Source organism: Burkholderia sp. BCC1640 (assembly GCF_902833125.1).
In the GTDB taxonomy this organism is placed as follows: Bacteria; Pseudomonadota; Gammaproteobacteria; order Burkholderiales; family Burkholderiaceae; genus Burkholderia; species Burkholderia diffusa.
Genome location: NZ_CADFEF010000026.1, coordinates 1 through 14,908 on the forward strand (window position 1 = coordinate 1; position 14,908 = coordinate 14,908).

Annotated in this window: 11 protein-coding genes and 1 rRNA gene; 11 read left to right on the top strand and 1 reads right to left on the bottom strand. The window is 64.7% G+C overall.

Features of this window, described 5'->3' with window-relative positions; all coding sequences use genetic code 11:
* From rrf to HWX25_RS24665, 3 genes are all read left to right on the top strand, one after another.
* Nucleotides 1-113: ribosomal RNA gene (rrf, locus tag HWX25_RS24655) — 5S ribosomal RNA — on the top strand.
* Nucleotides 114-502: 389 nt separating this feature from the next.
* The gene (locus tag HWX25_RS24660; RefSeq protein WP_175911059.1) at nt 503-2,578 is read left to right on the top strand and encodes a molybdopterin oxidoreductase family protein; all 2,076 of its coding nucleotides are present in this window, start codon (nt 503-505) and stop codon (nt 2,576-2,578) included.
* 136 nt (nt 2,579-2,714) lie between these two features.
* Nucleotides 2,715-4,388: a long-chain fatty acid--CoA ligase gene (locus HWX25_RS24665; protein WP_059820688.1), complete on the top strand. Its 1,674-nt coding sequence runs from the start codon at nt 2,715-2,717 to the stop codon at nt 4,386-4,388.
* A gap of 361 nt (nt 4,389-4,749) precedes the next feature.
* On the opposite strand, the gene HWX25_RS24670 is transcribed toward HWX25_RS24665, so the two are convergent.
* A complete protein-coding gene (locus tag HWX25_RS24670) occupies nt 4,750-5,907 on the bottom strand; it encodes a porin (protein ID WP_175911060.1) in 1,158 nt (385 codons plus the stop codon).
* Nucleotides 5,908-6,184: 277 nt separating this feature from the next.
* On the opposite strand from HWX25_RS24670, the gene coq7 reads away from it, so the two are divergent.
* From coq7 to mraY, 8 genes are all read left to right on the top strand, one after another.
* Nucleotides 6,185-6,811: a 2-polyprenyl-3-methyl-6-methoxy-1,4-benzoquinone monooxygenase gene (gene coq7, locus HWX25_RS24675; protein ID WP_059535152.1), complete on the top strand. Its 627-nt coding sequence runs from the start codon at nt 6,185-6,187 to the stop codon at nt 6,809-6,811.
* A gap of 387 nt (nt 6,812-7,198) precedes the next feature.
* Nucleotides 7,199-7,627 carry a division/cell wall cluster transcriptional repressor MraZ gene (gene mraZ / locus HWX25_RS24680; protein WP_006400450.1) on the top strand — a complete coding sequence of 143 codons (429 nt, stop codon included), beginning with the start codon at nt 7,199-7,201 and terminating at the stop codon, nt 7,625-7,627.
* Nucleotides 7,628-7,650: 23 nt separating this feature from the next.
* Complete coding sequence (gene rsmH, locus HWX25_RS24685) at nt 7,651-8,592, top strand: 16S rRNA (cytosine(1402)-N(4))-methyltransferase RsmH (protein ID WP_059535156.1); 942 nt, start codon at nt 7,651-7,653, stop codon at nt 8,590-8,592.
* Nucleotides 8,589-8,930, top strand: coding sequence for a cell division protein FtsL (gene ftsL / locus HWX25_RS24690; RefSeq protein ID WP_059535158.1), 342 nt, complete (start codon nt 8,589-8,591; stop codon nt 8,928-8,930). Before rsmH ends, ftsL begins: the two co-directional genes overlap by 4 nt.
* Nucleotides 8,927-10,774 (top strand): penicillin-binding protein 2, encoded by a 1,848-nt coding sequence (locus tag HWX25_RS24695; protein WP_059535159.1) that lies wholly within the window; start codon nt 8,927-8,929, stop codon nt 10,772-10,774. The genes ftsL and HWX25_RS24695 overlap by 4 nt, the downstream gene beginning before the upstream one ends.
* A complete protein-coding gene (locus tag HWX25_RS24700) occupies nt 10,771-12,309 on the top strand; it encodes a UDP-N-acetylmuramoyl-L-alanyl-D-glutamate--2,6-diaminopimelate ligase (RefSeq protein WP_175911061.1) in 1,539 nt (512 codons plus the stop codon). Before HWX25_RS24695 ends, HWX25_RS24700 begins: the two co-directional genes overlap by 4 nt.
* Nucleotides 12,306-13,712: a UDP-N-acetylmuramoyl-tripeptide--D-alanyl-D-alanine ligase gene (murF, locus tag HWX25_RS24705; protein ID WP_175911062.1), complete on the top strand. Its 1,407-nt coding sequence runs from the start codon at nt 12,306-12,308 to the stop codon at nt 13,710-13,712. Before HWX25_RS24700 ends, murF begins: the two co-directional genes overlap by 4 nt.
* Before the next feature lie 16 nt (nt 13,713-13,728).
* Nucleotides 13,729-14,898, top strand: coding sequence for a phospho-N-acetylmuramoyl-pentapeptide-transferase (gene mraY, locus HWX25_RS24710; RefSeq protein ID WP_059451891.1), 1,170 nt, complete (start codon nt 13,729-13,731; stop codon nt 14,896-14,898).
* Nucleotides 14,899-14,908: the final 10 nt, after the last annotated feature.

Consider the following 14,908-nt stretch of genomic DNA (forward strand, 5'->3'; position numbering starts at 1 on the left):
CCTGATGACCATAGCGAGTCGGTCCCACCCCTTCCCATCCCGAACAGGACCGTGAAACGACTCTACGCCGATGATAGTGCGGATTCCCGTGTGAAAGTAGGTAATCGTCAGGCTCCCTCAAGCCAAGAACCCCCGCCCGACAAGGCGGGGGTTTTTGCATTGGCGCGACGGAAATGCGAGTGCAGGCAATCGAACCTCTCCGTTTGCTGCCCAAGCGCGTCGCCGGAATCCACCGCTTTCCATCATCCCGGACCAATCAACCGCCGATTCGTTGCAATCTCCAGCCAGGGAGACGACTCTTGCCGGTTCGGCAAGGCACTTCTAACACCCGCTCCGCGTCCGTATCGTCGCATCGGCGATTCGGAGTCGGTTCAGCGTTGATATTTTTCATCCGCCATCTCTATTTTCTCACTGCATAGGCAGGAAATTCGCGCGAAATGAGGCCTTATTCGGCCCATCCACGTAAAATTTGCGAATCTCCACCCCAGTCGCATCCAGAACGATGAACGCCGCCACTCAGATAGCTCGGGCCGTTTGCCCTCACGATTGTCCGGACACGTGCGCAATGCGCGTGACCGTCGAAAACGGCCGGGCCATCAAGGTGACGGGCGATCCCGACCATCCGCCCACGCAGGGTGTGCTGTGTACGAAAGTCAGCCGATATGCCGACCGCGTTCATCACCCCGACCGGCTCACCGTTCCCCTCAAGCGCATCGGCGCGAAGGGGGAAGGGCGCTTCGTGCCGATCAGTTGGAGCGAAGCACTTGACGAGATCGGTCGTCGTCTCGGGGAAATCGCCGCGCGCGCGCCGGAGGCGATCGTGCCGTACAGCTACGCGGGAACGATGGGACTCGTGCAGGGCGAAGGCATTGCGCAGCGGTTCTTCCATAAGCTCGGTGCGTCCCGGCTTGAGCGGACCATCTGCGCCGCAGCCGGTGCAGCGGGGCTGCGCTACACGTATGGTGGAAGCGTCGGCATGCATCTCGAGCATTTCGAGGAAAGCGAACTGATTCTGATCTGGGGCGCCAACCCGATCGCATCCAGTCTGCATTTCTGGACCCGAGCGCAGGAAGCCAAGCGTCGAGGCGCCCGTCTGGTCGCGATCGATCCCTACCGCTCACTGACGGCCGAGAAATGCCATCAGCACATCGCGTTGAAACCGGGCACCGACGGCGCGTTCGCGCTCGGCATGATGCATGTGCTGATTACCGAAGATCTGCTCGATCACGACTACATCGCGCGTCATACGCTCGGCTTCGACGCGCTCAAGGCGCGAGCCCTGTCCTATCCGCCGGAGCGTGTCGCGCAAATCTGCGGCATCGAAGCGTCGGAACTGATCGAACTCGCACGTCGTTACGGCGCGACCCGCAAGGCGTCGATTCGCCTCAATTACGGCATGCAGCGCGTGCGCGGCGGCGGCAATGCCGTGCGCGCGATTGCGAGCCTGCCCGCGCTGACAGGCGCGTGGCGGGACCGGGCCGGCGGGCTTCTGCTGTCGTCGTCGGAATCCGCACCGGTTAATCAGGCGGGGCTGCTGCGTCCGGATCTGATGCCCGGCTGGCCTCACAAACTGCCGCGCATCATCAACATGAATGCAATCGGCGATGCGCTGCTGCATCCGGGCGACGCCACCTTCGGGCCGAAGGTCGAAGCGGTGATCGTCTACAACTCGAATCCCGTCGCGGTCGCGCCCGACTCGTCGAAAGTTGCCGCCGGGTTCGCGCGCGAAGATCTGTTCACGGTCGTTCTGGAGCACTTCAAGACAGATACGGTCGATTTCGCCGACATTGTGTTGCCTGCCACGACGCAACTCGAGCATCTCGACGTCCACAAGTCGTACGGCCACACCTATGTGATGGCGAATCTACCGGCAATTCCGCCAGTTGGCGACGCACGGCCGAACACGGAAATCTTTCGGGGCATCGCACTCAGCATGGGGCTCGACGAGCCCGCGCTTTATCACAGCGACGAAGAGGTTGCGCAGACGGCGCTCCGTTGGGACGATCCGGCACTCGACAGCGATTGGGAGACGTTGAAGCGTGCCGGCTGGCTGAAGCTCAAGGTCGCGGACGCGCCTTTCGCGAATGGCGGCTTTCGCACACCGTCCGGCAAATGCGAGTTCTACAGTGCGCGGCTCGAGCAGATGGGCATGGACCCGGTGCCTGATTATCTGCCGCCGTTCGAATCGGCGGAGGCCGCGCCTGAACTCGCCGCTCGCTATCCACTGGCGATGATTTCCCCGCCGGCCCGCCACTTCCTGAACAGCACGTTCGTGAACGTGGACAGCCTGCGCAGTACGGAAGGCCAGCCGCACCTCGATATACACCCGGCCGACGCCGACGCGCGCGGCATCGGGGAGGGCGACATCGTGCGCATCTTCAACGACCGCGGATCGATGCAGGCGGTCGCGAGAGTGACTGATCGTGCGCGCGCGGGGCTCGTCGTCGGACTGTCGATCTGGTGGAAGAAATTGTCGGCGGATGGACGGAACGCGAACGAGGTGACGAGCCAGGCGCTGACCGATCTCGGAAACTCGGCGACGTTTTACGATTGTCTGGTGGAAGTTGAGCGGATTTGACCGAACTTCTTGATATCATCAGATGAATGCATCCGAAAGTTCGAAGTGGGCATCTAACCCTGTTGTCTCAGCATGGACGAGCCGCTACGATGCGTTTTAGCACGACCATTCGAAAATATGTGAGGAGACGCGCAGTATGAACAAAATTTGGCTGAAATCGTACCCACCCGGCGTTCCAGCCGAAATTGACGCGTCCCCGTATCCTTCCATCCCGGATCTCCTCGACGAAAGCTTCAAGCAGTATCGTGACCGCAAGGCGTTCGTCTGCATGGGCAAGAGCATCACGTACGGCGAACTCGATGCGCTGTCGCGCCAGTTCGGCGCGTGGTTGCAGTCGCGCGGCCTGAAGCGCGGTGCGCGCGTCGCGCTCATGATGCCGAACGTGCTGCAGTACCCGGTGGCGATCGTCGCGGTGCTCCGCGCGGGTTTCACCGTCGTCAACGTCAACCCGCTCTATACGCCGCGCGAGCTCGAACATCAGCTGAAGGACAGCGGAGCGGAGGCGATCGTCATTCTCGAGAATTTCGCGTCCACGCTGCAGGCCGTCATCGCCAATACCGCGGTCAAGCATGTCGTGGTCGCGTCGATGGGCGATCTGCTGGGCATCAAGGGCTGGCTCGTCAATTACGTCGTGCGCAACGTGAAGAAGATGGTGCCGGCCTGGCAGCTTCCGTCGTTCACGCGCTTCAAGGCCGCGCTGTCGGAAGGTGCGCGGCAGACCTTCAAGGCAGAGAAGCTCGGCCCCGACGACGTCGCGTTCCTCCAGTACACGGGCGGTACGACGGGTGTCGCGAAGGGCGCGACGCTGCTGCACCGGAACATCGTGTCGAACGTGCTGCAGGCGGGCGCATGGCATCATCCCGCGCACGAGAAGTACCCCGAGGTGAAACAGTTCGTGACGGTTGTCGCGCTGCCGCTCTATCACGTGTTCGCGCTGACGGTCTGCGGCTTCCTGACGATGCGCACGGGCGGCATGGGCGTCCTGATCCCGAATCCGCGCGACATCGGCGGCATGATCAAGGAGTTGAAGGGGTACCAGATCTCGACGATTCCGGCCGTCAACACGCTGTACAACGCACTGCTGAACCATCCCGAATTCAATCAGCTCGACCTGTCGAAGCTCGTGATCGCCAATGGTGGCGGCATGGCGATCCAGGAAGGTGTCGCGAAGCGCTGGTATGAGAAGACCCATACGGCGATCGTCGAGGGCTACGGCCTGTCGGAGACTTCGCCGGTCGCGACCTGCAACCCGGTGACCGCGACCGAATACAGCGGGACGATCGGCCTGCCGCTGCCGTCGACGGAAGTCGCCATCCGCGATGACGCCGGCAACGACGTCGCGCTCGGCGAGCCGGGCGAGATCTGTATCCGCGGGCCGCAGGTCATGGCCGGCTACTGGAACCGTCCGGACGAAACCGCGAAGGTCATGTTCCCGGACGGTTTCTTCAAGACCGGCGACGTCGGCGTGATGGACGCGCGCGGTTACGTGAAGATCGTCGACCGGAAGAAGGACATGATCCTGGTATCCGGTTTCAACGTGTATCCGAACGAGGTCGAGGACGTGGTGGCGTCGCACCCGGGCGTGTTCGAGGTGGCGGCGGTCGGCGTGCCGGACGAGCACTCGGGCGAAGCCGTGAAGCTGTTCGTCGTGAAGAAGGATCCGGCGCTTACCGACAAGGACATCCTCGCGTACTGCAAGGAGCGGCTAACCGGCTACAAGCGGCCGAAACTCGTCGAGTTCCGCACGGAATTGCCGAAGACGAATGTCGGCAAGATCCTGAGGCGCGAACTGCGCGACGGACGCGCGTAACACCGAAGTCGAATCAACCAGCCCGGCCAGTGCCGGGCTTTTTTATTCGTGGCGGGCATTGAGGATGCCGCATCGTGGTTCGACGGTCGCAGTAACGGCGCGCGTTCTACCGGGGGGGGCGCCGTGGCCGACGGAGCGGCTCGAGCGGGCCGCCGCCGGCCACGATCCGCATGGCGCGGTCTCGGTGCGTGCCACCCGCCGGCAGCGGCGGCCTTCACGTGGATGAGGCGTCGCGAACGCGTCGTCGCCGTGAACGGGCCGCCCGGTGATCGTCCTGTTCGCCGCTCGCCGCTTCGCAGCCGCAAAAGAAAAAGGCGCCCGAAGGCGCCTTCAATATGCTGCGGCTTGTCAGTCAAGCTGATTAGAACTTGTGACGGATGCCGACGCGCGCTGCAACCTGGTTGCTGGTGCTCGACGGATCGAGACCGTTGATCGACGCATGTGCCTGAACGACGTTGCCTGCCGAGTCGAGCACGTTGCCCGACGCATGCTGGTACACGCCGATCACGTAGACGTCCGTGCGCTTGGACAGGAAGTAGTCGACGCCCAGCGAGCCTTGGTGGTACTTGGCTGCCGAGTTGCCGTCGATCTTGCTGCCTTGCGTGTAGTCGTACGCCGCGCCGACGATCAGCGCCGGGGTCAGCTGATACTTGAAGTTGATTTCGCCGTTGTTGAACGTCGCGGTCTGGTTCACGAACGGACCGACCGAGAAGCCCTTGAACTTCGTGTTCGAGTACGTCGCGCCGATCGTTGCTGCGCCGAACGTGTACGCACCGCCCGCACCGATGACCTGGTACGTGTTCGCGCTGTTCGCATATGCGCCGTAGACCGGCGACGACACGGCCGTCGCTGCAGCCGACGCACCGGTGTTGAACATGCCGCCGAAGTTCGCCGGCGTGCGTGCATTCAAGTAGCCGACACCCAACACCAGCGGGCCGTTGTTGTAACCGGCGCCGAGCGACCAGACCTGGTTCTTCGAGAACTGGCCGGCTTGACCGCCGAAGCTGTACAGGCCGCCGAACGAGAAGCCGCCGTAGGTCGGGCTCGTGTACTTGACCGCGTTGTTCACGCGATATGCGTTGTTGAAGTTGTCGAGGTCGCCCGGGTGAGCAGCGATGTAGCCGCCCCACTGGTCGCCTGCCTCGAGCGGGCCGACGAAGTCGACGACGGAGTCGTACTGGCGACCCAGCGTGACCGTACCGTACTGGCTCGACAGGCCGACGTAAGCCTGGCGGCCGAACATCAGGCCGCCCTGGCCCAGCTTGCCGGAGTTGACGTCGAAACCGTTTTCGAGCACGAAGATCGCCTTCAGGCCGCTGCCCAGATCTTCGGTGCCGCGCAGGCCGAAGCGGCTGCCTTGCATCACGCCGCTTGCCAGACCGTACAGGTGGCCGCCTTTGGCGTTGTTGTTGAAGATGAAGCCTTCATCGATGATGCCGTAGAGCGTCACGCTGCTTTGCGCATGGGCTGCGCCAGCAAACGCGCCCAGCGCGACGAGCGCGAGAAGCGACTTTTTCATTAACGGATCTCCAAGAAACACTGAATTTTTTTGGCGGGGCGGATAGTTATGTTGTGTTGACGGGCCCCGTCAACTTCGCAAGAAGTTGCACGTAATGTAGCAAAGCCGATTTTTCCGACAAAGCGAAATGCCGTGGCGCAAGGCTGCCATGTTTCCTTTATGCAACAATGGTTAAAATCACGGGTTAACCGCAATTTCCGCTGAATAATCAAGTCGGTTACGCAGCGGAGCACGTGCCTTTGCCGCCCGCGGCAGCACACGCAGCCAGGAGAACAGGATGGTGTTGGATGAACTGATCAGCGAATTCGATCGCGGCCTGCGATCGCTGACCGGCATTAGCCGGATGAGCCGCCCGGTGCCCGCGCCGGCGGAGCCGCCGGCCGGCGAACTGACGCCCGCGGAGCGCACGCACGCCGCCGGGCTGATGCGCGTGAACCATGTCGGCGAGGTCTGCGCGCAGGCGCTTTATCAGGCGCAGAAGCTGACCGCGCGCTCGTCGTCGTCGAAGGCGATGTTCGAGGAAGCCGCGCGCGAGGAGGAGGATCATCTCGCGTGGACCGCGCATCGGCTGAAGGAACTCGATTCGCGTCCGAGCCTGCTCAACCCGCTGTGGTACGCTGGCGCGCTCGCGATCGGCGTCGTCGCCGGCACGCTGGGCGACAAGGTCAGCCTCGGCTTCATGGCGGAGACGGAGCGTCAGGTCGAGAGCCATCTCGACGGGCACCTGTCCGAGCTGCCGCCGACCGACACGGCGTCGCGTGCGATCGTCGAGCAGATGCGGCTCGACGAAGTGAAGCACGGCAAGGCCGCGACCGATGCAGGCGGGATCGAGCTGCCGTTGCCTGCCCGGATGTTGATGCGCGCCGCATCGAAAGTCATGACGAGCACTGCATACTATCTCTGACATTCGGGCCGGGGCGGCGCGCGACGCCGTCCTGGTTCGCCGTCCCCGATACCGCCCGTTTTTTCCGCGTTTTCCCGCCCCCGAAAGCCCCGTCCGCACGCCAGTCTGGCCCGCCTTTCTCACGTATCACCTTCACAAGTTGCACTAGCTCATTCATTTATAACGGTTTTTGGTATGAGGGGCCGCATGAGCATGCGCGCGTAAGTCCTTGTTCTAACTAACAAAATTCGTCAAAAAACCGGGCCGCTCCCTTGACCGTGCCAAACCCTTCCACTAAAGTGGGAGACAGTGTGAGAAAGTGTATTTTTGTGTGATTTAGCGGGCTATTCCGGCTAAATTCTTGAGCATTGAGCGGGTGCTTCGGTGCCCTGAACGGGAGAGCGGAAAGTGTTCCAAGGGGCGTCGGCGCTGACGCTCGATGCGAAAGGGCGGATGTCGGTGCCGGCTCGCTATCGCGAAGCGCTGCAAGGACAGGCAGAAGGACGGGTGACTGTGACCAAGCACCCGGACGGCTGCCTGTTGCTGTTTCCGCGCCCCGAATGGGAGGTATTTCGCGCCAAGATCGCCGCGCTGCCGATGGACGCGCATTGGTGGCGGCGAATTTTTCTCGGCAATGCGATGGATGTCGATCTCGACAGCGCAGGCCGGATTCTCGTATCGCCCGAGCTGCGGATGGCGGCCGGACTGGAAAAGGAAGTCATGTTGTTGGGAATGGGTAGTCACTTCGAGCTGTGGGATTCGCAGACCTACATCGCGAAGGAGCAGGCAGCGATGGCGCAGGGCATGCCCGACGCGCTGAAGAACTTCACGTTCTGATTGCGGTGACGGAGACGCCCGCGATGGGAAACGAATTGCAGCATCGGACCGTACTGTTGGACGAAGCGGTCGATTCGCTCGTGACGCGGCCGGACGGCATTTATGTCGACGGCACGTTCGGGCGCGGCGGTCATAGTCGCGCGGTGCTCGCGCGGCTGGCGCCGGGCGGCCGGCTGATCGCGTTCGACAAGGATCCGAGGGCGATCGAGACGGCGCAGCGCATCGAGGATGCGCGCTTCTCGATCGTGCATGACAGCTTTGCATCGATGCGCGATGCGCTTGCGGCGCGCGGTGTCGAGAAGGTGTCGGGTGTGTTGCTGGACCTGGGCGTGTCCTCGCCGCAGGTGGACGATCCGGCGCGCGGCTTCAGCTTTCGCGCGGATGGCCCGCTGGACATGCGAATGGATCCGACGCGCGGCGAGTCGGCGGCCGAGTGGCTCGCGCGGGCTTCGGTGCAGGAATTGACGGAGGTGATACGAGATTATGGGGAAGAACGGTTTGCTTTTCAGATTGCAAAGGCGCTTGTTGCTCGCCGGGCAGAGTCCGACCGTCTTGGGCCTCTCGACACCACGGGCGAGCTTGCCCAAATCGTGGGTAACGTCGTCAAAACCCGTGAGAAGGGCAAGGATCCGGCAACCCGCACCTTTCAGGCTATACGGATTCACGTCAATCAAGAGCTTGCGGACCTGCAAGTCGTACTAGACGCGGCATTGTCGTTGCTGGAGCAAGGGGGGCGGCTGGTGGTCATCAGCTTTCATTCACTCGAAGACCGGATCGTCAAGCGATTCATGCAAGCGCACGCGAGTGCGCCCGCGGTCGATCGTCGCCTGCCGATCCGTGCCGTCGACCTCCCAAGCCCGCCGCTCAAGATCATCAGCCGTCAGTTCCCGAGCGAGGCGGAAGTCGCCGCGAATCCGCGCGCCCGGTCGGCAGTGATGCGCATCGCGGAGCGCGTCACGCCATGAGCCGCTTCAACATCTTCCTGCTGATCATCGTGATGGGCTGCGCGTTGTCGGTCGTCAACTCGACGAACCAGCAGCGCCAGATCTTCATTCAGCTGCAGCGCGCGCAGTCGCAGGAGCGTCAGCTCCAGCAGGACTACGCGCAGCTTCAATATCAGCAGAGCGCGCTGTCCAAGACGTCCCGCATCGAGCAGCTCGCGAACGATTCGCTGAAGATGCAGCCGATCACGACGGGCCGCACCCAGTACCTGACGCTGCCGTCGGGCGCCGCGAAGGCGATCGACGCGCCGATTCCCGCGTCGGCCGATACGGCCACCAAGGGCAATGGAGGCGCGCGATGAAGCCGTCGCAAAAGCGCCAGGACGTGAAGTTCTCGTCGAGCCCCGTGCTCGGCGTGCACCTGCCGATGTGGCGCTCGAAACTCGTCGTGTTCCTGCTGTTCATGGCGTTCGTCGCGCTCGCCGCGCGGGCGTTCTGGATCCAGGGCCCCGGCAACGCGTTCTACCAGAAGCAGGGCGAGAGCCGCTACCAGCGCACGATCGAGCTGCCGGCCACGCGCGGCAAGATCCTCGACCGTAACGGGCTCGTGCTCGCGACGAGTCTGCCCGTGCGCGCGATCTGGGCGATTCCCGACGCCGTGCCGGACGATCTCGACGCCGGCAAGGTCAACCAGCTCGGCAAGCTCCTCGGCATGACGCCGAAGGAACTGCGCGTGAAGCTGTCGCAGGACAAGGGTTTCGTCTACGTAAAGCGCCAGGTGCCGATCGACGTCGCGGACAAGGTCGCAGCGCTCGACATTCCCGGTATCTATCAGCGCAACGAATACAAGCGCTTCTATCCGGAAGGCGAGATCACCGCTCACCTGATCGGCTTCACGAACGTCGAGGACGAAGGGCAGGAGGGCGTCGAACTCGGCGACCAGAAGATGCTGTCCGGCACATCCGGCGTGCGCCGCGTGATCAAGGACCGGATGGGGCACATCGTCGAGGATGTCGCCGAACAGATTCCGCCGCACAACGGGACGGACGTCGACCTGTCGATCGACAGCAAGATCCAGTACATCGCGTATGCGAATCTGAAGGCCGCCGTCGAGAAGTTCAAGGCGAAGGCCGGCGCGGCGATGGTCGTCGACGTGCGCACCGGCGAGGTGCTGGCGCTCGTCAATTACCCGACGTACAACCCGAACGACCGCTCGCGCATGACGGGCGAGCAGTTGCGCAACCGGATCATGACCGACGTGTTCGAACCGGGTTCGATCATGAAGCCGTTTACGGTGTCGCTCGCGCTCGACCTGCACCGCGTGACGCCGAACACGCTCGTCGAGACGGGCAACGGGCATTTCGTGCTCGACGGCGCACCGATCACCGACGACGCAGGTTTCGGCACGCTGACGGTCGGCGGTGTGATCCAGAAGTCGAGCAACATCGGTGCGACGAAGATCGCGATGACGATGCGGCCCGAGGAAATGTGGAATATGTATACGAGCATCGGCCTCGGCCAGGCGCCGAAGGTCGGGTTCCCGGGCGCGGTGGCCGGTCGCCTGCGTCCGTGGAAGAGCTGGCGTCGCATCGAGCAGGCGACGATGTCGTACGGCTACGGCCTGTCGGTGTCGCTGTTCCAGCTCGCGCGCGCCTATACGGCGATCGCGCATGACGGCGAGCTGATGCCCGTGACCATTTTCAAGACCGACCCCAATCAGCCGATCGTGGGCACGCAGGTGTTCAACCCGACTACCGCGCGCGAAGTGCGTGCGATGCTCGAAACGGTGGTGGCGCCGGGCGGTACGTCGCCCGATGCGGCCGTGCCGGGTTATCGCGTCGGCGGCAAGAGCGGTACCGCGTACAAGCATGAAGGTCACGGCTACACGCGCAAGTACCGCGCGTCGTTCGTCGGCATGGCGCCGATGCCGAATCCGCGCGTCGTGATCGCGGTGTCGGTCGACGAGCCGACCGCCGGCAGCCACTTCGGCGGCCAGGTGTCGGGCCCCGTATTCTCGGCGATCGCGGGCGATACGATGCGCGCGCTGAACGTGCCACCGAACATGCCGATCAAGCAGCTCGTCGTGTCCGACGACGCGCCTGGCGCGCCCGCCGGGACGGGCCCGCAAAAGCTCGCCGCGGGCGGCGGTGCGAAGCATATGATCGTATCCAGCACGACACGTAATTCACCAGGAGTTGTTCGATGAGCGCCGCTCGCAGTTCCCATCCGGCGCATCAGCAGATCGCGGCCGCGCTTGCGTGGCTGCGCCAGCATGTGGCCCCCGCAGCGCAACTGCATGCCGACACGCGCAGCCTGAAGACCGGCGACGTGTTCCTCGGCTATGCGGTCGACGGGGCAGACAATCGCGCCTTCATTTCCGATGCCGTCGCGCGCGGCGCGGCCGCCGTGCTGTATCAGCCGGAAGGTCTCGAAGCCGCACCGGCCGTGCCCGTCGCACTCGCGGTGCCGGCGCTCGACCAGCTGGCCGGCGAGATCGTCAGCGGCTGGTACGGCGACCCGAGCGACAGCCTGCTCGCCATCGGCGTGACCGGCACCAACGGCAAGACGTCCTGCACGCAATGGATCGCGGCCGCGCTGACGGCGCTGCACCAGCCGTGCGCGCTGATCGGCACGCTCGGCAGCGGCATGCCGGGGCAGCTGGTGCCGACCGGCTTCACGACACCTGACGCGCCGCAGCTGCAGCGCAGCCTCGCGCAACTGCACGACGCGGGCGCGAAAGCCGTCGCGATGGAAGTGTCTTCGCACGCGCTGCATCAGGGCCGCGTGAACGGCACGGCATTCGACATCGCCGTTTTCACGAACCTCACGCAGGATCACCTCGACTATCACGGCACGTTCGACGCGTACGAAGCCGCGAAGTCGAAGCTGTTCGCGTGGCGCGGTCTGCGCGCGGCGGTCGTCAATCGCGACGACGAGGCCGGCCGTCGCCTGCTCGAGAAGCTGGCCGGCCGCGTGCGCACGATCGCATACGGGATAGGCGACGCACAGGCGGCCGACGCCGATCGCGAGCTGGTCGCGCTCGACGTGCGCGCGACCGCCACGGGCACGGCTTTCCGCCTGCGCTCGTCGTGGGGCGACGCGGACGTCGAGGTCGGCACGCTCGGCACGTTCAACGTCAGCAACCTGCTCGCGGTGCTCGGCTCGCTGCTCGCGGCCGACGTGCCGTTCGATGCGGCCGTCGCGGAGATTACGCGGCTCGAGTCCGTCAACGGGCGCATGCAGCGCCTTGGCGGCCGGCTGCAGAACGACGAACCGCTGGTCGTGATCGACTACGCGCACACGCCCGATGCACTCGACAAGACGCTCGATGCATTGCGCCCGATCGCGGCGGCGCGCGGCGGGCGGCTCGTCTGCATGTTCGGCTGCGGCGGCGATCGCGACGCGACGAAGCGCCCGCTGATGGGCGCGATCGCCGAGCGGCTCGCCGACGAAGTCGTCGTGACGAGCGACAATCCGCGCAGCGAGGATCCGCAGCGCATCATCGACCAGGTCATCGCGGGGATGACCGCGCCCGATCGCGCACGCCGTATCGAGGATCGCGCGAGCGCGATCCTGCAGGCCGTGCGCGGCGCCGCCCGCGAGGACGTCGTCGTGCTGGCCGGCAAGGGGCACGAGGCGACGCAGGAAATCATGGGCAAGAAGCGCGCGTTCTCCGATCAGGATCACGCGCGGCTCGCGCTCGCGGCACGCGCGACGCACGGCAAGGGAGGCGGCGAATGACGATGCTCAGTCTCGGCGAAGCCGCGCGCCTGATTCCCGGCGCGACCGTCCACGGCGATCCGGACACCACCTTCGAGCGCGTGTCGACGGACAGCCGCACGGTCGGCCCGGGCGACCTGTTCGTCGCGCTGAAGGGCGAGCGCTTCGACGCGCACGACTTCCTCGGCGACGTGGCCGCGCGCGGCGCGGCCGCGGCGCTCGTCGCGCACGCGCCGGCGGGCCTTGCGATGCCGGTCGTCGAGGGCGGTGAAACGCGTGCCGCGCTCGGCGCGCTCGCGCATGGCTGGCGCAAGCGCTTCGCGGTGCCGCTCGTCGCGGTGACGGGCAGCAACGGCAAGACGACCGTCAAGGAAATGATCGCGTCGATCTTTACGGCGGCAGTCGGCACGGACGCGCGGCTGGCGACGGCCGGCAACCTGAACAACGACATCGGCGTGCCGCTGACGCTGCTGCGCCTGTCGGGCGCGCATCGCGTCGCGGTGATCGAGCTCGGGATGAATCACCCGGGCGAGACCGAAGTTCTCGCGCGCCTCGCGGCGCCGACCGTCGCGCTCGTCAACAATGCGCAGCGCGAACACCAGGAATTCATGGCGACGGTCGAGGCGGTCGCGCTCGAACACGCGGCCGTGATCCACGCGCTGACACCGGACGGCGTCGCGGTGTTTCCGGCCGACGATGCGTACGCCGGTATCTGGCGTGTCGCGGCGACCGGCAACCGGATTCTCGATTTCGCGCTGCACGACGCCGAACGGCAGATCGAAGCGCAGGTCACGGGCCGTCTGCACGGCGGCGAGCTTGCGATCGACACGCCGTCCGGCTCGGTGACGGTGCGGCTGCGCGCGCTCGGCGAGCACAACGCACGCAACGCATTGGCGGCCACGGCCGCGACGCTCGCGGCCGGTATCGAGCTGGCCGCGATCAAGCAGGGCCTCGAATCGTTCGAGCCGGTCAAGGGCCGTTTGCAGGTCCGGCGAGCGGACGTCGGCAGCCTCGCGGGCGCGACGGTCGTCGACGACACCTACAACGCGAACCCCGATTCGATGCGCGCGGCGATCGACGTGCTGGCCGCACAACCGGTGCCGCGCGTGCTGGTGATCGGCGACATGGGCGAGGTGGGCGACGAAGGCCCGGCATTTCACCGGGAGATCGGCGCGTATGCGCGCGAGCGCGGCATCGATGCGCTGTTCGCGCTCGGCGATGCGTCGCGCGATGCATGTACCGCGTACGGCGACACGGCCTGCCATTTCGGCGACGTCGGCGCGCTGGTGACGGCACTGCTCGCGGCGGGCTACGGCGCGCAGGCGACGGTGCTCGTGAAGGGCTCGCGGTACATGAAGATGGAGCGCGTGGTCGACGCGCTGACGAAACAACCCGCGGCGGGCACGGTGCCCGCGGCACACTGAGTAGAAGGAAGGAAGCATGCTGCTGGCGCTGGCGCAATGGCTGCAAGGAGACGCAAGCTTTTTGCGCTTGTTCACGTACCTGACGTTCCGTGCGGTGATGGCTACCATCACCGCGCTCGGGATCGGGCTCGTGTGCGGACCGTGGGTGATCCGCAAGCTGACGCAAATGAAGGTCGGGCAGGCCGTGCGCAAGGACGGCCCGCAGAGCCATCTCGTCAAGTCCGGCACGCCGACGATGGGCGGCGTGCTGATCCTGATCGGCATCGCAGTCGCGACGCTGCTGTGGGGCGACCTGACGAACCGTTTCATCTGGATCGTGATGCTCGTCACGTTCGGCTTCGGCGTGATTGGCTGGGTCGACGACTACCGCAAGGTCGTCTACAAGGACCCGCGCGGGATGTCGTCGCGCGAAAAGTATTTCTGGCAGTCGGTGATCGGGCTGTTCGCGGCCGTCTACCTCGCATTCAGCGTGTCCGAGGCGAACAACGTGCGTGTGTTCGACCTGTTCATGGCGTGGGTGCGCAGCGGCCTGTCGATGGGGCTGCCCGCGCGGGCCGACCTGATGTTGCCGTTCCTGAAGTCGATCAGCTACCCGCTGGGCGTCTGGGGCTTCATCGTGCTGACCTACTTCGTGATCGTCGGCGCGAGCAACGCGGTGAACCTGACCGACGGCCTCGACGGTCTCGTGATCATGCCGGTCGTGCTGGTCGGTGCGTCGCTGGGTGTGTTCGCGTACGTGATGGGCAGCTCGGTCTATTCGAAATACCTGCTGTTCCCGCACATCCCGGGCGCCGGTGAATTGCTGATCTTCTGCTCCGCGATGGGCGGGGCAGGGCTCGCGTTCCTCTGGTACAACACGCACCCCGCGCAGGTGTTCATGGGCGACGTCGGCGCGCTGGCGCTTGGCGGCGCGCTCGGCACGGTCGCGGTGATCGTGCGCCAGGAAATCGTGCTGTTCATCATGGGCGGCATCTTCGTCGCGGAAACGCTGTCGGTGATGCTGCAGGTGTCGTGGTTCAAGTACACGAAGAAGCGTTACGGCGAAGGGCGGCGCCTGCTGAAGATGGCACCGCTGCATCACCATTTCGAATTGTCCGGCTGGAAGGAAACGCAGGTGGTGGTGCGCTTCTGGATCATCACGCTGATGCTGTGCCTGTTCGGTCTGTCCACCCTCAAGTTGCGGTAAAGGAAAGGTA